This window comes from Corynebacterium gerontici, assembly GCF_003813985.1.
In the GTDB taxonomy this organism is placed as follows: domain Bacteria; phylum Actinomycetota; class Actinomycetes; order Mycobacteriales; family Mycobacteriaceae; genus Corynebacterium; species Corynebacterium gerontici.
In genome coordinates this window covers 2,099,391-2,119,600 of record NZ_CP033897.1, presented here as the reverse complement: position 1 = coordinate 2,119,600, position 20,210 = coordinate 2,099,391, and the positions used below count along the sequence as shown (strand labels likewise).

The following is a 20,210-nucleotide window of genomic DNA, read 5'->3' as shown; positions in this document are numbered from 1 at the left end:
CAAGAGGCGGTGCGGGCTGCGTAGGGTTTCGGCCAGGGCGATCACTTCTTCGCGCAACTCGGCGTGGCTCAAACAGCGGCCGTGGCTGAGTAGAGCGGGAGCTGGGGAATCGTGCAGGAGGGCGCGAGCAAGGTTCATTGTCAATACCGGAGGCTAGGGATTCCTAAATTAGTTAAGGATATCCTATCCCTTATGGATCGCTCGGAAAGAATCGTACTGTGCCAGATTCCCCTGCGTGCAGCCGACGTTCGCCTCGAATCACTCCTGAGCGCCACTGACCACGCGCAGCTTGAGCGCTTTGTGCAGCCGGCTGACCGGGCCAGGCGCCTGCTCGGCCACGCCATTCTCCCCCTTCTAGATATATATCTAGAAGGGCAGGTGTGCCCTGAGTGCGGCCAGGAAGGCCACGGGCCGCTGCAAACCAACCCTGGTTTCGCCTCCATCGCCCACGCGGGCCAGTGGGTTTGGGTGGCCGTCTCGGATTTCCCCGTAGGCGTGGACGTCGAGCGACTACCTTGCGCGAAGGATTGGGCGCGCCGGGAAGCGAAGGTGAAATGCCCGCAGGCTACTTGGGTTGAAGACGTTGACGCCCCCGCGGGCTACGTTGGGGCGATCGCGGGGGCGTCGAAAAGCAAGGAAATAACAGTGGTGGATGGGGAGCTACTGCTCGCTGCTTACCTCGTAGAGGGAGCGGCCCATGATGAATGAGCCGATGGCCAGCACCACCAGCAGGCCGGTGATCGTGAGCACCGAAAGCAGCAGGTTATAGAACGTAAAGGTGCCTGCGCCGATGTCGTGAATCAATTTGGCGATGATGAGCAGTGGCAGCGCCAGGCTGGTGTTGGTGCTGAGCACATTCGCGCGGGTAAGCGGGTCCTTGCCGCGCCACACGGCCACGGTGGTAAGCACCATGACGACGCACGCAATGATCACGATGGCGGCGGAAACGATGTCGAACATTAGCGGCGTCCCTTCGAGATGATTCGGGCAGCGGACATGGTGGGCAGCACACCACCGATGATGGCCACCAAGAGCAACACGTCATAGGCGATTTGCGTCTCATGGGTCATGGACCACAACACGTAAAGCCCGATGAGCGTGTAGAAAACGAGGTCGCTGACCACGGCGCGGCTCAGCGCGTCCTTGGAGCGCAGCACCAGGGCCACCGCGGCGAGGGCGCACAAGCCGAGCACCACCATGGCCGCATAAATCACGGTGAGAAACATTTAGGGGCTCTCCTTTCGCTCCGGCACAGGTGCGGGGTGCTCCACGCGAGCGGCATCGAGGTCGTGGTTGATCTGGCGCACCGAAGGCACCATCGTTGCTTCCATATCAGCCAGATCATCCAGCACCGCGCGGGGGTCACTGCCGTAGACGGCGTGCACTAGCAGCGTGTGGTCTTCGCGAAGCCCAATGCTCATGGTGCCAGGGGTCATGGTGATCGAGACTGCGAAGGCGGTGATCTGCCAGTCTTTGCTCAGGCGCAGGGGGTAGTGGACGACGCACGGGTCCATGCTCTTATTTCCCTTGAGCGTATCGACGAGCACCGTATTCGATGCAAGCACAATCTGCCAGACCAGCCAGAACACGTATTTCAGCGCGTGCATTTACTTGCCTCCTTCTAGAGCCTGGGCATTGACCTGGACGTCGAGAGGCAAACCAACGGGGACATTCTCCAGCACCGCTTGGGTGTAGGCGTCGACGTCGAGCAAGCCCTCGGCAGCGGCGTTGGTGGCCTGGAACATTGGGCCGGCAAACAGGAACATGCCAAAGGACACGATCATGAGCGCGGCACTCGGCGCTAGCCTGCGCCAACGTACCTTCAACCCGTCCGGGTAGCGCTCCTTATTCAGCGGCTGCCCCCAGAAGGTTTCGCGCCACAGGCGCATCATGGACATGAACGCGCCGAAGCTCGCCACTATGATCACGCAGATGACGATCCAGGCTGCGGTGTCGCCGCGCTGGGCGGTAGCCACCACGAGCGCCACTTTGCCCCAGAGTCCGGAGAAGGGTGGGAAACCCACCACGGAGAAGGCACCTGCGGCAAACACCGCCGCCACCCAAGGATCGCGGTGAGCTAAGCCGTGCAGCTTGGAAATCAGATCGGTTCCGTAGGTTTCCTCCACGGCACCCGTGGCCAGGATCAGCGAACCCACCGTAATCATGTGGTGGAGCATATAGAGGATGCCAGCCGCTAGGGCAGCGCGCTCATTGCCGGAGGCGAAGGCCAGCATGACCAGGATAAAGGGCATGCCATTGACCATCTGGTAGGACAGTACGCGGCGCATGGAGTTTTCCGCCAGACCAGCAAACGCACCCACCAGCATGGAAGCGCAGCACACTACGATGATTAGCCACATCCAGCGGCTGTCCAGGTCGAACACCACCACGTAGATGCGGAAGAGCATGTACACAGACACCTTGGTGTGCAGGCCGGAGAACAGCCCCATCACCGATGCCGAGGTGGAGGGGTAGGAGCGGGGCAGCCAGGTGTGTACGGGGAACACGCCAGCCTTCACGCACAGTGCGATCACCACAACGCCCATAGCCACGGTAATTGGCCCGTTGCCTTTGGCAGCACCCGCCAGCGCCGCAATGTTCACAGCACCCGCCGCGCCGTAGAGCAGCGCCACGCCCGCCAGGAGCACCGTGGATGTAGCCAAGTTTACCAGCACGAAGGTGCGGCCGGCCGAAAGGCGAGCCCAGGTGCCCGTCATGGTGAGCAAACCATAGGAGGGCAGCAGCATGACCTCGATGAACACGAAGAAGTTGAACAGATCGGCAGTCAGCAGTGCGCCCATCACGCCGGTGAGCAGCATGAGCGAAAGCGGCGCGTAATAGCGGGCGCGGGTTTCGCCGACCACGATGGCGAACCAATTGGAGGCAAAGGCGACGATCGAGCTGGTCACGATCATCACGGCACTGAATTGATCAGCGGCGAAGGGGATGGCCACGCCACCGACGTAGAGGCCAACCGAATGAGCAATCGTGCCGTGGGTGCCGGTATAAGCAAAGAGCCAGCCGCCCGCCAAGCCAGTGATCACGGGAACCATCAGAGCCGAGACGTCGCGGAATCCGCGCCAAGGCGCCAAGGTGGTCAGCGCCACCGCCAGCAGGGGGAAGCCAACAAAGAGGGGAAGTACATAATCCATTAGTGCGCCTCCTCAGCGTTCTTGGCGTTCTCGCCGCGCTGCTGCAAGCGCTTGGCATTGTGGTCGAGGTTTTCTGCAACCTCAGCGCTAGAGATGGAACGCCCCAGGGTCTGCAGCGGCGATTCCTCGTCAGCTACTTCCTCAGCGAGTGTGTCATCAGAGCGGCCAAGGCCAGACAGCGTGAGCATGTAGGTGGTGGTTGCCATGGCAATCACGATGGCTGTGAGCACGAAGGCCTGGGGGATGGGATCCGCGGCGTCGGCAAGCGAAGTGATCGATGGGAATGCCTCACCACGCCACTTGGGCACGCCGGTGGCAAGGATGAGCAGGTTCACTGCGTGGCTGATCAGCGTCATGCCGATGACCAGGCGCAACATGCCGCGCTGCAGCACCAGGTAGGTGCCGCCCGCAGCCAAGATCGCGATAGTGAGTGCGAGGATCATTCTGCCTGCTCCTTCCTTAGCTCGGTGATGGTTTGTGCTTTTCTGCGCTCCCCGCGCGCTGGGCGCTTTGCCGTGGTGTGCGCGAAAGGCTCGCTATCGGGGAAGTCCTCATCATCGTCCTCACGCGCCTGTACCTCCGGCGGCGAGTGCAGTGGGGAATCTTCCTTGGTGAAGGTGAGCTGTTTTCGGCTCATGCCCGGGCGCAGGTAGCTGCCCAGCACATTGATGGCCATGCTCAGCATGCCCATCACCGCCAGGTACACGCCGATGTCGAAGATCATCGAGGTAGTCCAGTGCTCGCCGGCGAAGTGCCCGTGCAGCGCGTAGAGGAAGGAGCCCTTGCTCAAACCGATAAAGCCTGCCAGCAGGGCAAAGAGCACGCCCACTGCGGTGAGCTTGACCGGAGTATTGATCTCCACGATGCGCTGATCGCGCGGGAAGGAAATGTAGGAGATCATCAGCGCGCCACCGAAGATGAGCGCGGCAATGAAGCCACCGCCGGGGCTGTTGTGGCCACGCATGAACACCAGGAAGCTCACCACACCGAGGGTGGGGATGAGGAATCGCAGGAGTTGTTGCGCGGGGATGGCATTAATGCGTGCCTTGCCAAAGGGCGCAGGGTGCGTGCCTTTGGCAAAGGGGTAGCGCGGCATGGAGGTGACCACTGCGGCGATCACCACGGCTGCCATGCCGAGCACGGAAAGCTCGCCCAAAGTATCGAATGCACGGAACTCCACCAGGATGGTGTTCACAATATTGTCGCCGCCGGTGATCTCCGGGCCGTTTTGCAGGTACCAGATGGACAAGTCCGTGCGCTCGCGTCTGCCCAGCAGGAAGAAGACGGCGCCGAAGGTGGACAAGCCCACCAGCCCGGCCATCACTGCGGCAGAAATGCGACGCTTCGCCTTGGTTGGGTGGAAGGTCTCGGGCTGTTGGCGAACCACCAGCATCATGATCACCACGGTCAGTGCCTCCACCAGGAGCTGGGTAAGTGCCACGTCGGGCGCACCCAAGGTGAGCATCTGGAAGGTCACGCCCATACCGGCGATACCCACCAGCACCACAGCCGTCAGACGGGAGGCGGTGCGAAGCAGCAGCACCAGGGACACCACCACGATCAGAAGCGGCACCAGATCGCTCCAGCGATCCATGCCCTCGATGCGGGGAGCCAGCGGCGCGCCGTCGATGCCGCCGTGGACCACGCCCTTGATAGTAACGGTTCCCGCCAGCGCAATGATCATGAGGAACATGACGGCCAGGTGGCGGGTGGGGCTCAGGGAATCGCCCATCTTGCCCACGGCCTTGCCATAGCGAGCCAAGCCGCGAACCACACCATTGAGCAGCTCATTGCCGCTGCGCAGTGCCAGTTTGCGATCATCGAGTGTGGCCCAAATCTGCTTGCGGAACAACACGCCCACAACGCCCAAGACCAGCACCGCTATTGAGATGCCAAGCGGCAAGCTCACGCCGTGCCACAGCGCCAGGTGCGTATGGGGATCGCTAGAAATGACGCTCACGGCGGCGTCGACAGGCTTATCCAGCGCGGAAACGAAGAACACCAGCGGCAAAGAGAGCACGCCAGGAATCGCAGCCGGGAGCCACAGCGACACGGGTGCTTCTTTGGTTTCCGACATGTCGCGGTCACCATCGACGAAGCCATCGCAGACGATGCGGGCGGAATAAGTGAAGGTGAACAGGGCGCCCACACCAGCAGCAATCAGCAGCACAGCGGCAGGGACGGTGCCGATGGGGGCTTCCTCAAAGGCGGCGAGCATGCCTTCCTTAGAAATGAAGCCCATGGTGGGCGGCACCGCAGCCATAGAGGCGGCAGCGATGCACACCGAGCCGAAGGTAAAAGGCAAGTAACGCCAGGAGGAGCCAAGGCGCGAAGCGTCGCGCGTGCCGGTCTGGTGATCCACCACGCCGATGAGCATGAACAAGCTGGACTTGAACATTGCGTGCGCCAGCGTGTGCACCAGCGCTGCGGCCAGCGCTAGGGGAGTGCCCACGCCGATGGTGGCCACGATCCAACCGAGGTGCGAGACGGTGGAATATGCAGTGAGCTTTTTCAGATCCGACTTCTGAATAGCAAACAGTGACGCCATCACAGCGGTGCTGATGCCCACCACGATGAGCAGCCAGTTCCAGGTGGAGTTGTCGTGGAAGATGGTGCTAAAGCGCAGCAGCAGGTAAATACCGGCCTTGACCACCGCGGCGGCGTGCAGGAACGCAGACACCGGGGTGGCGGCGGCCATGGCCTCCGGCAACCAGAAGTGGAAGGGCAACTGAGCGGACTTAGTAAAGGCCGAGATTGCGATGAGCACCGCGATGGTGGTGGTGAGCCCAGGCTTTTGCGCCCACACATCACTGTGCAACATGCCAGTGATATTGGTGGTGCCGGTCTGCGTAGCGGCGATGGCCAAGGACACCAGCATGGTGAGACCACCGACGAAGGTGAGCACCAATGTGCGCTGCGAGCCCAACTCGCCACCACGTCCGCCCGAGCGGGCGATGAGCATGAAAGACGCCAGCGAGACGAGCTCCCATGCGATGAAGAGCACGAAGGCGTCGTCGGCAAGCACCAACATCAAGATGCTGGCGGTAAATGCCGTCATGATCGTGTAGAAGCTGGTGTTGCCTTTGTTTTTGGACAGATACGCGGCCGAATACACAAACACCACAGCGCCCACGAGCAGGGCGAGGAGGGCGAAGAAGACGCTTAGCGCATCCGCTCTCAATGCGAACGTCACGCCCAGGCCAGGGCCGAGCAGATCCGGCACCCACGTCTTTTCGTAGGTCACCGCCTGGCCTTCGTAAATGCCGGGGAGCTTTTGCATCAGCAAGAAGGCGGCGATAATAAAGATGCCCGCGAGGGGCCAGCCTGCGGCGCGGTCGATCAGCTTCACCAGCACAGGGGAAAGCACAATCGCCAACGCAGCAAGCGCTAACACATATATAAGGGTCACAGTAGTTTCACACCCAGTGAGGTCGGGAACTCTTGCCAACCAACACGACGTTGTTAAAAACAACACCGAATCGGAAGGTTTCGGGCACAGCTAACGCCCCCACACTACCAGCCGCGTTTTCCACAGAACACCTGGAAAAGGTCACGATTGCGCCAAGATTTCTCAATGGTCGCCGGTGCGTCTCCGCCCTAAAGCCCCAGCATGGAGCTAGGTTTTTAAGGTTATGAGCCCCAATTCCCAGCCACCGAGCGCAACCAAGCGTGTGATCGCAGGCATGCTTCTCGCCGCCCCGCTAGTGATCGGCGCGGGCGCGATTGCCGCGAGCAATACCCACATTCCCAACACCTGGAACACGACAGGGGAGGACCTCGGTGCGCCCAGCGGCGATGTTGATCTGAGCAATCTTCGCCGGGCGTTGGGGGACGCGAACATGGAGGCGTCCCTACTCAAGGCGGGAACCTCGCAGCTCGTCAGCGGCACCGGGAAGCTCAAAGGAGGCTCCGAGGAACTTTCGAACAAAATGCAAGAAGCTCGCAAGGGCTCACAGGAGCTTGCCGAAGGCATGGTGCAGATTCAAGCCGGCACCGCCCAACTGGGCGAAGGTGCAAGCAAAGTGGCTGAAGGTGTGGACTTCGCGGTAAAACAGATCGTCGGGCTTGAAGCCGCGCGCGGGCAAATCCTCACCGCCATCGAGGATGCGCAGCGCGACGCCGAGCAGAGCCAAGACCCCAAGGCTGCCGAATTGAAGCAGCGCCTTGAGGAATTTCACCGCCAAGTAGAGACGGCTCAAATCGATGCCGGGACGAAAGCGCAGTTGGAGGAACTTCGCAGTGGCTCGCGCGAAGTGGCGAATCAGCTTAATGCACCCGGCTATGGCTATCGCGACGGTATTTATAGTGCCACTAAGGGCTCAAAGGATCTGGCTTCTGGGCTCGGGCAGTTGTCGCAAGGAGTAGAAGAAGCAAAGGGTGGCATCACCCAACTCGACGACGGCGCAAAGCAGATTGACGCGATGGCGCAAGATACCCGCAATAACCTCGCCGCCGCGCGCAAAGCGCTGCCGAGCATCGCCCCGGGCACGCCGGAGGCCATCGATGCCGGTATAACGAAGTCACTCGCGCCCCTGTTGGCGTTTATGGTTGCTGCCGGGGTCATGCTCGCAGCCGGGGCTGCGAAGCGAGACAAGATGCTCAGCATCGTCAGCGTGGCTGGACTTGCGGTGTTGGGCGGGGTGCTCGTTGCAATTTTGGGCGTTGGAACTGGCCCCGTTGAGGTGCTGGCCGCTGGGGTGATCAGTGCCGCAGCGGCTGCGATGGCACTGTTGGGCACCACCCTCTTGGTGCGCCTGCTCGGCGCTCGCATCGGCGGTATATGTGCCGTGCTGGGCCTGGTGCTCCAAACTGCAGTGGTTGGCTGGGTTTGGAACAGTGCGAGTACCCAAGGGATCTCGAAGCCTCAGGAGGTGCTGAGTGCGCTCATGCCGCTGCACTACCCCACGATGGCTTTGAGTGCGGTGGGCAATGGTGTGAGTGGTGCTTCGCTTTGGTTGGCGGCAGGAGTGATGGGATGTGTGTTGTTGTTTGTGACTGGTATTGCGCGTTGGCTGCCCGCGGGAGCTCGGGGCGCGCAGGGAAATGTTAGCGAGGTGCGGGAATAGACCAGCCATAGCCCAGCAAATGTGACTGGAGTGTCTAGTGTGACATCCTGGACTTGTTCAAGGGGCGAAACTTCCGCTAGGTTGGAGTAACGAAATTATAACGACTCATGTGACGCTCCCCGTGTCGCTTCAAAGCGAAGCGGATAGTGTGATTGCCGAAAGAAGGACCCACATGCGCAACCGCGCCATCGCCACCATCGCAGCACTCGCCGCGAGTGCATCGCTGGTGCTTGCACCGCAGGCAAGCGCTGCAGAACCCAACGCCGTGTTCTTTGGTGACTCAGTGCCCGCCAACCCTTCCGTAGTTGATTTCTTTGCAGGCAAAGTGATCCAAAACCCCGCCACCGTCGCACTGTCAGCAGGCATCAACATCAACCAGTTCGGTTGCGGTTCCGATAATCAAATCACCAACGCTTTTGGGCGTGCTTCCGGGTTGCCTACCGCCAACTTCACCTGCGCCGGTGCCAGCCTGGCCTCCGGCGGCCGCCACGTGATTGATCAGATCAACGAAGCTGCGGCCCAGGGCCAGCTCGGCCCACAGACCAAGCAGGTGGCAATCCTCGCCGGAGCCAACGACACCTACGTGTATAACGGCAAGGAGCCCCTGGACGTCATCTTCGGGCGCATCCACAACACCATGCGCGATGCCGTGCTGCGCGCCAAGGAACTGGCACCGAATGCTGACATCAAGATTGTGGATTACCCCACGATCGCACCCGACGGCAACGTTTGCCTCATCCGCTTGGCCCCCGGCCAAACCGCCCCAATCCACCTGCAGGCTATGGGCGATTATGAGCGTGGAATGTCCGACACCTTCCGCAACGTCGCCCGTGAAACCGGCGTGAAGTTCGTGGACTCCAAGGCCCCCACCGCTGGCCATGGCATGTGCGATGTTGATCCCTGGTATGCCGGCCTGATCGACTTCGGTGCCGGTCCTCACCAGCTTCCGATCCACGCCACCGACGCTGGCCTGAACGCAGTCGGTGAGTTCGCAGGCCGTGCCTAACGCCTCTCTGCTGAAATAAAAAGCGCACCTTCGGGTGCGCTTTTTGCGTTAAGTGTGGGCGGGGTGGGATATGGCGTGGCGCGGAATAAATGACTGCCGGGTCTGAAGGAAGTTGAGGCTCTAAACATACAGCAGCGCTGCAATCTTGAATACAAGCCTGAACCACTGAAAATGAAAAACCGCAGATCAGAAAGCATCTAACTTATCTGACCTGCGGCTATTGGTCGGGATAACAGGATTTGAACCTGCGACCTCTTCGTCCCGAACGAAGCGCGCTACCAAGCTGCGCCATATCCCGCCATAACACCTGCGTGCTACCCAGAACAGCATAGTGAGCTGTTGGGCGAACTCCAAAACGGCAGGTCGCGCTCAACTGCTGTTAGGGCACATTTGTGCCCGAAGAAACACTCAATCCTTTGCTACCAAGCGCAGCAGGGTTGCAGAAGGCTTGCAGAATAGGCGCACGGGAGCGTACTTAGATTGGCCAAGGCCGTTACTCACGTGCATCCACATCTCGCCAAAGCGATGCAGCCCTTTGCAGCGCTCGGGATCGATGCCGCAATTGGTCACCAGTGCCTTGCCGCCGGGCAGGCACACCTGGCCGCCGTGGGTGTGCCCAGAAAGCGACAGCATGTAACCGTCTGATTTAAATCGTTCCAGCACTCGCGGTTCGGGGGAGTGCAGCAGGGCGAGGCTGAGATCAGCCTCGGGGTGTGGCTGGCCTGCGATTGCTTCGTAATCGTCGAGGTGGTGGTGTGGATCATCCACTCCGGCGGCGGCGATTTTCAGGCCGGAGGCTTTGAACTCGTGGCGGGCCTGATTGGCGTCCATCCAGCCGTGCTCCAGAAACGCGGCGCGCATCCCCTCCCAGGGCAGCGGCACCTTGCTGACCTTCCGCTTTTTGCCCGTCAAATATTTCAGTGGGTTCACTGGCCGCGGTGCGAAATAGTCATTGGTGCCAAATACGAAGAGGCCGGGGAAACGCAGGAGTGGTTCCAGTGCGCGCAGCACCCCCGGCACTCCTTTGAGGTCGCTCAAATTATCGCCAGTATTTACCACCAGATCTGGTTGCAGCGTGGCCAGCGAACGCACCCACTGCTGCTTTTTGTGCTGCGAGGGCACCATGTGCAGATCGGAGATGTGCAGGATGGTGAAGGCATCGCGCCCCTCAAGTGCGCCGGGTTCCAAAATGGGCACGTCTACCGTGTGGAGGCGAAATTGGGAACATTCGCGCATCGCCCACCCGAGCGTCGCTGCTGCTGTTCCTGCGAGCGTGAGGAAGCTGCCTGCCGTTGCCTTAAGAATCGAAACCACACCCCCACACTACCGGTACGCTGGGGGCATGAGTGAACTGAAAGCAACCATCCGCAATGACCTCACCACCGCCATGAAGGCGCGTGACAAGCTCACCACTTCGGCTTTGCGCATGCTCCTTTCGTCCATCCAGGCCGAGGAAACTTCCGGGGCGCGCCATGAGCTTGACGACGCCACCGTGCTCAAAGTCATCGCTCGTGAGATTAAGAAGCGCCGTGAATCCGCCGAGGTCTACGCAGACAACGGCAGGCAAGAGCTCGCCGATACTGAACTGGCGGAGGCTAAGGTATTTGAGCAATATCAGCCCACGCAGCTCGACGATGCCGAGTTGGAAACCCTAGCGCGGGAATCTGTGAAGGAAGCCGCTGGTGATGGAGAGGTTTCCATGAAACTCATGGGGCAGGCAATGAAGGTTGCGAGCGCCAAGGCTGATGGCCGAGCTGACGGCAAGCGCCTCAGCGCCGCGGTGCGGGCTGCGCTGCAAAGCTAAATCGGGCGCGACCAGGATTGGGGGAGGATGGCGCTGGTGGCGTCGAAAAGCTCCCTCGAACCTTCTACTGTCCTAGCAGGCGCCTGAGTGAATCGGCCAGGCTATCGGCTGGCTGGCTGGGGATCTGCGGCACTGGCGGAATGGATGGGGTGACGGTGCGCGCAGGAGCGGGACGAGGCGCTGGGCTGCCGTCTGAGACGTACAGGGTGATCGTGGCGCCCTTTTTCAGCGGTGTTGGCACACTGCTGCGAACTACTTGATCTTTGGGTGCCCCGTTGCCGGAAACGTATTGGCGCAGTACCTTGTATCCCCTCTTGGTCAGTTCCTTCTCGGCAACGCCAAAGTCGCGCCCGATGTATTGATCTCCGAGGGAAGCGGCGGTGCCACGGCGGTACTCGTTTTTTGCTGGGGGCAGAGTGCCCTCTTCGGCGGTGTCGCTGCTGGTTGCGGCGGAGAACCATGTGAGCGCTGGCTCATCGCCACCGTAGAGGCTCCCCGAAGCGCACTGCTGCACCGGCGAAGTACACAGCGGTGCCACGGATGTGCCGTCGTTATAAATGTAGGTCACTGCAGCGAACCTGCTATTGAATCCCATGAAAGCTGCGGATTGGTGGGATTCCGTGGTGCCGGTCTTCGCGGCCAAGGGAGTGTTCCAGTTGAACGCCTGGGCGGCGTCCGAGCCGGTTCCCTTGGTGACGTCTTTGCTCAATGCCTGGCCGAGGGCGTGGGCTGCATCAGGATCCATGGCATCTTCGCAGTCGGGGCGATCCAGGAACACTTCGTTGCCTTTGGCATCGGTCACGCTATTGACTGGAGTGGGTTCGCACCAGCGCCCGTCCGAGGCGATGGAGGCAGCCACGTTGGACATTTCCAGAGCATTAATCGCCGTGGGGCCAAGAGTGTAAGAGCCCAGATTATGGTCTTTGAAATAGTCCGCAATCGACGCTTCTCCGTCGAAAGTGCCCGCTTCTTTGTAGCTTCGCAGGCCGAGTTTGACGGATAAATCCACCACATTGTCCACGCCCACATCGCTGATGAGCTTCACAAACGGTGTGTTTGGTGAGTACGCGAGGGCGTCTTGCAGCGACATGGTAGATGCGTAGGAGCCGGAGTTTTCCACACAATACGTACCCGCGGGGCAGTTATCTGCGCCGCCCTCGCCCAGCCCCTTGGCCTCGTAGCGAGTAGGGACATCGAGCATGGTGTCCAAGCCGTAGCCCTGCTCCAGCGCGGCACCGGCGGTGAACACCTTGAATACTGAACCTGCACCGGAGCCCACCAATGAGGCTGTCTGCGGCAACACGGTCTGCCCCGCTTCGAGGTCAAGTCCATAATCTCGGGAGGAGGCCATCGCCAGGATCTTGCGGCTATCGCGGCCTGGTTCAACCACGTTCATCACGTCTGCCACGCCGGGCGTAGAGGAAGGCACCTGCTGCACAAGGGCATCGTGCGCGGCGGCTTGCACCGCAGGGTCAAGGGTGGTGCGGATGGTGTAGGAACCGGCTGTGAGTGTATCGGTGCTCAGGCCCTTTTCATCCAGATACTTCATGACGTAGTCGCAGAAGAATCCCGAATCTCCCGCCGCGATACATCCGTTGGGAAGCCCGCCCGGTTGTTCTTGCACCCCAAGGGGCTCGGCTTTGAAATTATTGGCTGCCTCGGCATCGATGGCGCCGCTATCCGCCATGGCATCCAACACCTCATTGCGGCGATTCGTGACCGCCTCTGGGTTGGTATAGGGATCGAAATAAGAGGAGGACTGCACGATACCGGCGAGCATCGCCGCTTCTGGCACATTCAATTCTGCCGCTGGCTTAGCAAAGTACGTTTGCGCCGCAGCTTCCACCCCATAGGCCCCATTGCCGAAGGGCACCAAGTTGAGGTAGCGGGTGAGAATTTCGTCCTTGCTGAGCTTCGCGTCGATGCTGGAAGCCATGCGCATTTCGCGCAGCTTGCGGGGAATCGAGGTTTCGGTAGCTGCCGCTTGCTCATCGGCATTATCGGAAGCTACCAGGAGCAGATAATTCTTAACGTACTGCTGGTCTAGGGTAGAGGCACCTTGCTCAACGCCGCCTGCAAAAAGGTTGGTTGCCATGGCGCGAAGGTTGCCTTTGAGGTCTACACCGTTGTGTTCGTAGAAGCGCCTGTCCTCGATGCTGACGATGGCGGCTTTCATGGATTGGGCGATCGCTTCGGAAGGAACCGAGTAGCGCCGCTGCTTATATATCCATGCCATTGGCTGATCGTTGGCATCCAAAATGGTGCTCACGCCGGGGGTGGTGCCGAAGGTGAGATCGTCGATGTTGGACTGCATTGTCTCGTCCGTGCGTTCCACGGCTACCGCCCCGATGGCAGCTACCGGCGTCAGCACCAACGCTGTGATGGTGCCGGCGGCGATGGCGCCACCGAACATTTTGAACAGAGATTTCCCTAGAGACACGGTTTTACCCTACTCAGTTCCTGCGGATGGTAAAAGCATCATTCTCAATCTGGCTACCGGGCTGAGTGTCCATCGGGTTTCTCTTGAGCGCTTCGAAGTGTGTCCTTGGTCGGGGGTACCCCTTTCGTGTGACGTATTCGCTTGATGGGTTGTTAGGTGAATAGAATTACAGATGTACGTTTTCGGTGCTTCAAACAGCGTCGATCGGGTCCCAATGTGTGGCAGGAGGCGTTCAACGTGACCACCTCGTTGATGAAAGAAACCAGGCGCGATCCTTTTGCGGTGGAATCCCGCGAATTGGATGTGACGAGTCCTCGCGGCGAGTGGGTGATGCAAGCAACGTGCCGCAATGTGGACCCTGACCTCCTCTTTGTCCGCGGTGCCGAACAGCGACAGGCCGCCACGATTTGCGATGGTTGCCCCGTTTTGATGCAGTGTCGCGCAGACGCGCTGGATAATCGCGTGGAGTTCGGCGTATGGGGCGGACTCACCGAACGCCAGCGCCGCGCAATTCTTCGCAAGAACCCTAACGTTGATAATTGGGCGGAGTTCTTCGCCCGCGGTGGCGCGCCGGTTGGGCTCTAAACCCCAAGCTTTTCGACGACCCACGTCCATCATCTCAGCGCACCCATTAGTATGTGCCCTATGACTCAATGGGAATACGCAACCGTACCGCTGATTACGCACGCCACCAAGCAGATTTTGGACACCTGGGGCGAAGATGGCTGGGAGCTCGTGACCGTAGTGCCCGGCCCCAACCCTGAAAACGTGGTGGCTTATCTCAAGCGCCCGGTGCAGGCATGAGCAGCGTCTCAGATCGCCTGCTAGAGCTGGGTATTCGCTTGCCGGAGGTGGCTGCACCGGTGGCCGGTTATGTGCCAGCAATCCAGGTTGGCAACCAGGTGTGGACCTCCGGGCAGCTCCCATTCGTTGAAGGCTCCCTGCCCGCCATGGGCAAAGTGGGTGCTGATGTTTCTCCAGAAGATGCCAAAGACTATGCGCGCTTGGCGGCGCTCAACGCGCTTGCAGCCATCGACGCACTCGTAGGCATCGACCGCGTTGAGCGTGTGCTCAAGATCGTGGGGTTCGTTGCATCCGCAGACGAGTTCGGTGGCCAACCCGGAGTGGTCAATGGTGCCAGTGAGCTGATGGGTGAAATCTTCGGCTCTGCCGGAGCTCATGCCCGCAGTGCGGTGGGCGTTGCCGAATTACCGCTCAACGCCCCGGTAGAAATTGAGGTTGTCGTGGAGCTGACCGCCCCTTAACGGGGTAGGTTCGGTGCCCGGACATGTCTGATTGGGTGCGTGTTCGGCGGAAGTGTTTCCGAATGCACACCGAAGGTGAGTGCTGGGACACTTCCCCGCAAAGAACTAGTCGGAGATAACAAAAGTGTCCTAAGCTAGTGCGTATGGAGCATCCCGCTTACAGTCAGCGAAGGCCGGTGACCCCCTCAACCTCGGTGGTTCTTTGCCCGAATCCGGGGTACGCGTCACTGGAAGGCACGAACTCTTGGGTGATTCGCGGCGAGGAAGACCCTCGCGCAATCGTGATTGATCCCGGTCCTGCGGACGAAGGTCACCTCAACGTGCTGCACCGCAACGCAGATGAAGTAGCACTGGTTTTGGTCACCCACCGCCACCACGATCACGCCGATGGCACCGAGCGCTTCCGGCAACTCACCGGCGCACCCGTGCGAGCTTTTGATCCGGCCTATTGCATCGGAGGCGAAGCGCTCAAGGATGGCGAGATCATCGCCGTCGATGGCGTCACCCCTCAGATTGAAGTGGTAGCTACCCCCGGCCACACCGCCGATTCTGTATCTTTCTTCATCTGGTCCGGCAAGCCTCACGAGTCCACCTTGGAAGCCATTGCCACCGGCGATACCATTGCTGGCCGTCACACCACGATGATCTCCGAAACCGACGGTGATTTGGGCGAGTATCTCAAAACGCTGGACGTGCTGGAAACACGAGGCAAGGACGTCCACCTCCTGCCGGGCCACGGCCCCGACGGAGACAATGTTGCCGCTTATGCCCGCAAATACATTGATCGCCGTCATCAGCGTCTGGACCAGATCCGCGATGCAAAAGAGAAGCTCGGTGAGGACGTCAGCTTGAAGGAGCTTATCGACGCCATCTATGACGACGTCGATCCGGTTCTGCGCGGAGCGGCGGAGCAGTCCACGCGAGTGGCGTTGCGCTACCTCGATTCGCAGGAGTAAGCGAACACAACTAAAACAGCGATGCTCCCGGTGGAAGCCGGGGGCATCGCTGGTTCGTCGAAAAGCTCAGCGGGCCCGCTTTGCCAGGTGCTCGGTGTCAATGATGAGCACGGACTTACCTTCGAGGCGGATCCAATTGCGGTGCGCGAAGGTGGCGAGCGCCTTGTTCACGGTCTCGCGGGAAGCACCCACCAACTGGGCGATTTCTTCCTGGGTGAGGTCGTGATTGACGCGGAGCGCTCCGCCTTCCTGGGTGCCGAAGCGGTTGGCGAGCTGTAGCAAGGCCTTGGCAACGCGGCCGGGAACGTCGGTGAAGATGAGGTCGCCAAGCGATGCGTTGGTGCGGCGCAGGCGACGAGCCAACATGCGCAGGAGCTGCTCTGAAATCTCCGGATAATCGGAGATCCACTTGTGCAACATGGCGGAGGTCATGGTGGCTGCGTGCACCTCAGTCACGCACACGGCTGAGGAGGTGCGTGGGCCTGGGTCGAAGATGGAAAGCTCGCCGAACATGTCGGACGGACCCATCACCGTCAGGAGGTTTTCGCGACCATCGAGTGCGTGGCGCGCGAGCTTCACCTTGCCGGAGGTGATGATGTAGAGGCGGTCGCCCGGTTCACCTTCCTCAAAAATGGTGGCGCCGCGGGGGAAGCGGACCGTTTCCAGTTCTTTGATCAGGTTCTCAACGGCCACAGGGGCAACGCCCTGAAAAATACCGGCGCGGGAGAGAGTCTCTTGTACACCTTCCACGTAAGTTCTCCTAAGTTTCAAGGTGCTGGGCTGCAAGACAATTGCAACGCAACACCGGAGTGTCGTGTCCAGCGGGCCCGGCCGGGTGGGGCTGTGGCGCGCTGATCGCTCATTTCTTTGTCCTCAGTAACCCTACTATGTGGTGCGTCACGTCCGCACCTCCCTGTTTGAAATCGTCACATTTCCACGCGGCGATTGTGGGGAGTGGGGGTAGGTCGGCTTTGGGGGCTTGCCCCAGGTTCTCCCTACCCCATCACGCTATCGTGTGGGAATTTCTTGGGTTTTGCGCCCCTTCGTGCCCGTTTATGTGTATTTTTGTGGACTTTTTAGAGTGTGGTGCGGAGCACCCCCATAGGTGGGCAATATTCCGTGGCCCCACCAAGGTCTGGAGGTAACGGGTGCCATAACACTTCGGGAACTATTGTGGTTGGCATGCCAACAACACGCCCCCGCAGCACGAATTCGCAACTTGCCCGCACCCGACGTGCCCGCAAGTTCAACCGACTGCTCACCGAGGCGTATCCCGATGCTCATTGCGAGCTCAACTTCAACAATCCGCTTGAACTTACCGTCGCCACGATCCTATCGGCGCAATGCACAGACGCCCGCGTTAATACCGTGACACCCGCGATCTTCGCCCGCTACCCCGAGGCGCATGATTACGCCAGTGCCAACGAAGCCGAACTACAAGAGCTCATCCATTCCACCGGCTTCTATAAAGCCAAGGCGCGCAACATCATCGCCATGGCACAACAACTCGTTAGCGAACACCACGGGGAAGTGCCGGAAGATTTCGACGCGCTGATTTCCCTTCCGGGTGTGGGACGCAAAACCGCACACTGCGTGCGCGGTAATGCCTTCGGTTACCCCGGTCTCACCGTAGACACGCACTTTGGCAGACTGGTTCGCCGCTGGGAGCTCACAAACTCAGAAGACCCGGTGAAGGTAGAACACGAAATCGCGGCCATGCTGCCCAAAGAAGAATGGACGATGTTCTCGCACCGCCTGGTATTTCATGGCAGGCGCGTATGTCACGCACGCAAACCGGCGTGTGGGGCTTGCCTGCTCAAGAACCACTGCCCGAGCTTCGGCATTGGGCCAAGCGACGCGCTCGCGGCCGAATTGCTCAAAGGACCAAACACCGAGCACTTACTTGAACTTGCCGGGCTGAACACAGCAGAGGAAGCATAAAACGAACATGAGCATGCGAAACACCCTGATTGCCTCCATTACCGCATTTGTGGTGATCCTTGGCCTGCTGATCCTTCTCATTGCTCGTCCAGCGAGTGAGGATCACAGCAACACCAATGCGACTGCGGAGCAGGCACAGACGGAGGACGTCGAAAAGCGCCCCGATTGCCCGGATGTCACCTTTGATGTGGAGTTGGACTGCCTCGGCGGCCAAAAAATTCCCGCGAAACAGCAGCTCACCGTGGTCAATGTGTGGGCCTGGTGGTGTGGCCCCTGCCGTGAGGAGCTGCCCGTGGTAGAGGAATTTGCTAAGGCTCATCCCGAATATCACGTGGTTGGTGTCCATGCCGATCAGAACTCAGCCAACGGCGCGTCGATGCTCAACGAGCTCGGTGTTGATCTGCCCAGCTTCGCCGATACCGAGGGGAAGTTCGGCGCTTGGTACGCACTGCCCAACGTTGTGCCCACCACGGTGCTGCTTGACGAAAAGGGCAACATGATCGGGCAAAAAACACAGGTGTTCCACAGTGCCGAAGAAATGGATGCGGCGATCACCGCGCTGAAGAAAGTGGCCAGTCAGCAATGACGCCAGACGCCACGCCACTGGGTCGCGACCTCAAACCGGATTCCCCAGGCGAGAACACAGAACTGCTGCCCGAACGCGCCCCGCTTTGGATGCGCCAGCTCGTCGGAGATGTGCGCGCCGGCGCCATGAACGAACCCCTGCGCAGGGCCCTCACTCCCGACACCGGAATCGACCGGACCCGCCAAGCCTCTGTGCTCATGCTCTTCGCTGGCGCAGAGACCTCGGCAGAACTGCCCAACGATGCCGCGGTGTTGCTCACGCACCGCTCGCCGCGTTTGCGGTCCCACTCGGGGCAAATGGCATTCCCCGGCGGGCGCAGAGACCCCACGGACCGCAACGCAGTGGACTGCGCCCTGCGTGAAGCATGGGAGGAAACCGGCCTGGATAGGCACAACGTCACCCCCTTAGCTCAATTGCCAGAAGTGCACATCCGCGCCACCGGCTATCCGGTTCACCCGATCCTCGGCCACTGGCATACCCCCTCGCCGGTGGGCGTGGTTGACCCCGGTGAAGCAGACGCAGTTGCCAGCGTGCCACTAGCGGAATTGCTGGCACCGGAAAACCGCCTGACGGTGGCACGCAGCGGTTGGTCAGGCCCTGCGTTTCGCCTCAACGGCTACATCATTTGGGGTTTTACCGGTGGCTTGCTGGATGCAATCATTCGACAAGCGGGATGGGAACGCGAATGGGAACGCCACAGGCACTACGATCTTGTGGATACTTTGGCCGCTTCGAGAAACAACGAAGCCATCCGTGAGCCATTACCGGAAAGGAAGCCGCGCACGTGAGCCTTGGGCTACTGGTTGATCTCACAATTGTGCTCATCTTGCTGATCGCCTTTTTTGCAGGGTGGCGCCAGGGGGCCGTCTCTGCGGTGCTTTCCACCGTCGGCGTTGTCGCTGGCCTTATCTGCGGGGCAGCACTCGCGCCGCTCATGATGCAAATCAGCGAGTCCCAAGCTCTGCGATTCATCCTCGCGCTCGGAGTGCTGGTGCTGCTCGTAGGCGCGGGCAACATGGCGGGTGCGGCAATTGGGGCGGCGCTGCGCGATGGTCTGCTTTGGAAACGTGTGCGCTGGTTGGATTCGCTCATCGGCGCCTGCTTCCAAACGCTTGCCGTGCTGCTGGTGTTGTGGCTGGTGTCCATCCCGGTGGCCTCCGGCCTGCGTGGTCAACTGCCCAAGGGCATCCAGGAATCGAAGATCCTCGGCAACGTGGATGCCATGGCACCAGCTCCGGTGAAGGCTCTGCCCAGCAAGATTTCCGCCATGCTCAACGAGTCCGGCCTGCCGCCTTTGGTGTCGCCTTTCACCCACGGCACGCAGCCGAGCGTGGAGGCGCCGAATATCCAGGTCAAAGATGAAGCATTGATGCAGCGTCTGCGACCCTCGGTGATCCATGTGCTAGGCGAATCTCAATCCTGTGCCCGTCGGCTCATGGGCTCCGGTTTCGCGGTTGATGATCAACACGTGATTACTAATGCGCACGTTGTGGCTGGCACGCAGACTGTGAGCTTGGATACCGTGCTTGGGCTCAAAGAAGCGCAGGTGGTCTACTACAACCCTGAGCTAGACATTGCCGTGTTGTCCACCCAATCGCTTGATGTTCCCCCTCTGCAGTGGGCACCACAGCCAGCCCATACCGGCGACGACGCGATTGTTCTGGGCTTCCCCCAATCGGGTCCCTACACTGCTTCACCTGCGCGTATCAATGACAGGATCACCATTTCCGGGCCTAACATCTACGCAGATGGGCGGGTTGAGCGCGAGGCCTACACCGTTCGCGGCAATATCCGCCAGGGTAACTCTGGTGGTCCGCTTGTCAACGCCAACGGCGATGTCCTCGGCGTTGTCTTCGGGGCTTCCGTTGATTCATCGGATATCGGCTACGCCCTGACCGCCCAGCAGGTGCAAGACGCCATTGGTGATGTACGCCAGTTGAACGAGCCCGTTGATACCCGGGAATGTGTGGCTCACTAGCGGCGCACGGGGGCGT

General features: G+C 60.3%; 21 protein-coding genes and 1 tRNA gene. 12 read left to right on the top strand and 10 right to left on the bottom strand.

Features of this window, described 5'->3' with window-relative positions:
• Positions 1–192 precede the first annotated feature (192 nt).
• Positions 193–708, top strand: a complete 516-nt coding sequence (locus CGERO_RS09985) for a 4'-phosphopantetheinyl transferase family protein (RefSeq protein WP_123935552.1) — start codon at positions 193–195, stop codon at positions 706–708.
• Here the strand turns inward: CGERO_RS09985 and CGERO_RS09980 are convergent.
• From CGERO_RS09980 to CGERO_RS09955, 6 genes are read right to left on the bottom strand one after another with little or no spacing between them, the layout of a single operon-like run.
• Complete coding sequence (locus tag CGERO_RS09980; RefSeq protein WP_123935550.1) at positions 661–960, bottom strand: Na+/H+ antiporter subunit G; 300 nt, start codon at positions 958–960, stop codon at positions 661–663. The two genes, CGERO_RS09985 and CGERO_RS09980, sit on opposite strands and share 48 nt — an antisense overlap.
• Complete coding sequence (locus tag CGERO_RS09975; RefSeq protein ID WP_123935548.1) at positions 960–1,226, bottom strand: cation:proton antiporter; 267 nt, start codon at positions 1,224–1,226, stop codon at positions 960–962. Before CGERO_RS09975 ends, CGERO_RS09980 begins: the two co-directional genes overlap by 1 nt.
• On the bottom strand, positions 1,227–1,607 hold the full coding sequence (locus tag CGERO_RS09970; protein ID WP_123935546.1) for a monovalent cation/H+ antiporter subunit E: 381 nt from the start codon (positions 1,605–1,607) through the stop codon (positions 1,227–1,229).
• The gene (locus CGERO_RS09965) at positions 1,608–3,152 is read right to left on the bottom strand and encodes a monovalent cation/H+ antiporter subunit D family protein (protein ID WP_123935544.1); all 1,545 of its coding nucleotides are present in this window, start codon (positions 3,150–3,152) and stop codon (positions 1,608–1,610) included.
• Positions 3,152–3,595: a cation:proton antiporter subunit C gene (locus CGERO_RS09960; RefSeq protein ID WP_123935542.1), complete on the bottom strand. Its 444-nt coding sequence runs from the start codon at positions 3,593–3,595 to the stop codon at positions 3,152–3,154. The genes CGERO_RS09965 and CGERO_RS09960 overlap by 1 nt, the downstream gene beginning before the upstream one ends.
• On the bottom strand, positions 3,592–6,561 hold the full coding sequence (locus CGERO_RS09955; protein ID WP_123935540.1) for a DUF4040 family protein: 2,970 nt from the start codon (positions 6,559–6,561) through the stop codon (positions 3,592–3,594). Before CGERO_RS09955 ends, CGERO_RS09960 begins: the two co-directional genes overlap by 4 nt.
• Positions 6,562–6,784: 223 nt before the next feature.
• Between CGERO_RS09955 and CGERO_RS09950 the strand changes: the two genes are divergently transcribed.
• The gene (locus CGERO_RS09950; RefSeq protein ID WP_123935538.1) at positions 6,785–8,218 is read left to right on the top strand and encodes a hypothetical protein; all 1,434 of its coding nucleotides are present in this window, start codon (positions 6,785–6,787) and stop codon (positions 8,216–8,218) included.
• 172 nt (positions 8,219–8,390) lie between these two features.
• Positions 8,391–9,224 (top strand): GDSL-type esterase/lipase family protein, encoded by an 834-nt coding sequence (locus CGERO_RS09945; RefSeq protein ID WP_123935536.1) that lies wholly within the window; start codon positions 8,391–8,393, stop codon positions 9,222–9,224.
• A 221-nt stretch (positions 9,225–9,445) separates the two neighbouring features.
• Here the strand turns inward: CGERO_RS09945 and CGERO_RS09940 are convergent.
• Together CGERO_RS09940 and CGERO_RS09935 are read right to left on the bottom strand one after the other, a co-directional pair.
• A tRNA-Pro gene (locus tag CGERO_RS09940) sits at positions 9,446–9,522 on the bottom strand.
• Between the two features lie 110 nt (positions 9,523–9,632).
• Positions 9,633–10,460, bottom strand: coding sequence for a metallophosphoesterase (locus tag CGERO_RS09935; RefSeq protein ID WP_123936137.1), 828 nt, complete (start codon positions 10,458–10,460; stop codon positions 9,633–9,635).
• A 106-nt stretch (positions 10,461–10,566) separates the two neighbouring features.
• Between CGERO_RS09935 and CGERO_RS09930 the strand changes: the two genes are divergently transcribed.
• A complete protein-coding gene (locus tag CGERO_RS09930; protein WP_123935534.1) occupies positions 10,567–11,028 on the top strand; it encodes a GatB/YqeY domain-containing protein in 462 nt (153 codons plus the stop codon).
• Positions 11,029–11,092: 64 nt separating this feature from the next.
• On the opposite strand, the gene CGERO_RS09925 is transcribed toward CGERO_RS09930, so the two are convergent.
• Positions 11,093–13,468, bottom strand: a complete 2,376-nt coding sequence (locus CGERO_RS09925; RefSeq protein ID WP_377017373.1) for a transglycosylase domain-containing protein — start codon at positions 13,466–13,468, stop codon at positions 11,093–11,095.
• Between the two features lie 237 nt (positions 13,469–13,705).
• Here CGERO_RS09925 and CGERO_RS09920 point away from each other — a divergent pair, with 237 nt between their 5' ends.
• The 4 genes from CGERO_RS09920 to CGERO_RS09905 all read left to right on the top strand — a co-directional run bounded on the left by CGERO_RS09920 (position 13,706) and on the right by CGERO_RS09905 (position 15,689).
• Entirely contained in the window at positions 13,706–14,053 is a 348-nt protein-coding gene (locus CGERO_RS09920) for a WhiB family transcriptional regulator (protein WP_281271024.1), read from the top strand.
• Positions 14,054–14,113: 60 nt separating this feature from the next.
• Positions 14,114–14,272 (top strand): Sp36 family protein, encoded by a 159-nt coding sequence (sp36, locus tag CGERO_RS09915; protein WP_206423900.1) that lies wholly within the window; start codon positions 14,114–14,116, stop codon positions 14,270–14,272.
• Positions 14,269–14,733, top strand: coding sequence for a RidA family protein (locus CGERO_RS09910; RefSeq protein WP_123935530.1), 465 nt, complete (start codon positions 14,269–14,271; stop codon positions 14,731–14,733). Before sp36 ends, CGERO_RS09910 begins: the two co-directional genes overlap by 4 nt.
• Positions 14,734–14,876: 143 nt before the next feature.
• The gene (locus tag CGERO_RS09905) at positions 14,877–15,689 is read left to right on the top strand and encodes an MBL fold metallo-hydrolase (protein ID WP_123935528.1); all 813 of its coding nucleotides are present in this window, start codon (positions 14,877–14,879) and stop codon (positions 15,687–15,689) included.
• Between the two features lie 66 nt (positions 15,690–15,755).
• Here CGERO_RS09905 and glxR read toward each other — a convergent pair whose 3' ends face one another.
• Positions 15,756–16,439, bottom strand: a complete 684-nt coding sequence (gene glxR, locus CGERO_RS09900; protein ID WP_123935526.1) for a CRP-like cAMP-activated global transcriptional regulator GlxR — start codon at positions 16,437–16,439, stop codon at positions 15,756–15,758.
• Positions 16,440–16,871: 432 nt separating this feature from the next.
• Between glxR and nth the strand changes: the two genes are divergently transcribed.
• The 4 genes from nth to CGERO_RS09880 are packed head-to-tail and all read left to right on the top strand — an operon-like array spanning position 16,872 to position 20,194.
• A complete protein-coding gene (gene nth, locus CGERO_RS09895) occupies positions 16,872–17,630 on the top strand; it encodes an endonuclease III (protein WP_123935524.1) in 759 nt (252 codons plus the stop codon).
• Between the two features lie 7 nt (positions 17,631–17,637).
• The gene (locus CGERO_RS09890) at positions 17,638–18,216 is read left to right on the top strand and encodes a TlpA family protein disulfide reductase (protein WP_123935522.1); all 579 of its coding nucleotides are present in this window, start codon (positions 17,638–17,640) and stop codon (positions 18,214–18,216) included.
• A complete protein-coding gene (locus CGERO_RS09885; RefSeq protein ID WP_123935520.1) occupies positions 18,213–19,004 on the top strand; it encodes an NUDIX hydrolase in 792 nt (263 codons plus the stop codon). The genes CGERO_RS09890 and CGERO_RS09885 overlap by 4 nt, the downstream gene beginning before the upstream one ends.
• Positions 19,001–20,194: a MarP family serine protease gene (locus CGERO_RS09880; RefSeq protein ID WP_123935518.1), complete on the top strand. Its 1,194-nt coding sequence runs from the start codon at positions 19,001–19,003 to the stop codon at positions 20,192–20,194. Before CGERO_RS09885 ends, CGERO_RS09880 begins: the two co-directional genes overlap by 4 nt.
• The last annotated feature ends 16 nt before the right edge of the window (positions 20,195–20,210 follow it).

What these genes read in the sequence shown, in the direction of transcription:
- CGERO_RS09985 (WP_123935552.1), top strand. Translation starts at nt 193, where the DNA reads ATGGATCGCTCGGAAAGAATCGTACTGTGCCAGATTCCCCTGCGTGCA.
- CGERO_RS09980 (WP_123935550.1), bottom strand. Translation starts at nt 960, where the DNA reads ATGTTCGACATCGTTTCCGCCGCCATCGTGATCATTGCGTGCGTCGTC.
- CGERO_RS09975 (WP_123935548.1), bottom strand. Translation starts at nt 1,226, where the DNA reads ATGTTTCTCACCGTGATTTATGCGGCCATGGTGGTGCTCGGCTTGTGC.
- CGERO_RS09970 (WP_123935546.1), bottom strand. Translation starts at nt 1,607, where the DNA reads ATGCACGCGCTGAAATACGTGTTCTGGCTGGTCTGGCAGATTGTGCTT.
- CGERO_RS09965 (WP_123935544.1), bottom strand. Translation starts at nt 3,152, where the DNA reads ATGGATTATGTACTTCCCCTCTTTGTTGGCTTCCCCCTGCTGGCGGTG.
- CGERO_RS09960 (WP_123935542.1), bottom strand. Translation starts at nt 3,595, where the DNA reads ATGATCCTCGCACTCACTATCGCGATCTTGGCTGCGGGCGGCACCTAC.
- CGERO_RS09950 (WP_123935538.1), top strand. Translation starts at nt 6,785, where the DNA reads ATGAGCCCCAATTCCCAGCCACCGAGCGCAACCAAGCGTGTGATCGCA.
- CGERO_RS09945 (WP_123935536.1), top strand. Translation starts at nt 8,391, where the DNA reads ATGCGCAACCGCGCCATCGCCACCATCGCAGCACTCGCCGCGAGTGCA.
- CGERO_RS09935 (WP_123936137.1), bottom strand. Translation starts at nt 10,460, where the DNA reads ATGCGCGAATGTTCCCAATTTCGCCTCCACACGGTAGACGTGCCCATT.
- CGERO_RS09930 (WP_123935534.1), top strand. Translation starts at nt 10,567, where the DNA reads ATGAGTGAACTGAAAGCAACCATCCGCAATGACCTCACCACCGCCATG.
- sp36 (WP_206423900.1), top strand. Translation starts at nt 14,114, where the DNA reads ATGACTCAATGGGAATACGCAACCGTACCGCTGATTACGCACGCCACC.
- CGERO_RS09910 (WP_123935530.1), top strand. Translation starts at nt 14,269, where the DNA reads ATGAGCAGCGTCTCAGATCGCCTGCTAGAGCTGGGTATTCGCTTGCCG.
- CGERO_RS09905 (WP_123935528.1), top strand. Translation starts at nt 14,877, where the DNA reads ATGGAGCATCCCGCTTACAGTCAGCGAAGGCCGGTGACCCCCTCAACC.
- nth (WP_123935524.1), top strand. Translation starts at nt 16,872, where the DNA reads ATGCCAACAACACGCCCCCGCAGCACGAATTCGCAACTTGCCCGCACC.
- CGERO_RS09890 (WP_123935522.1), top strand. Translation starts at nt 17,638, where the DNA reads ATGAGCATGCGAAACACCCTGATTGCCTCCATTACCGCATTTGTGGTG.
- CGERO_RS09885 (WP_123935520.1), top strand. Translation starts at nt 18,213, where the DNA reads ATGACGCCAGACGCCACGCCACTGGGTCGCGACCTCAAACCGGATTCC.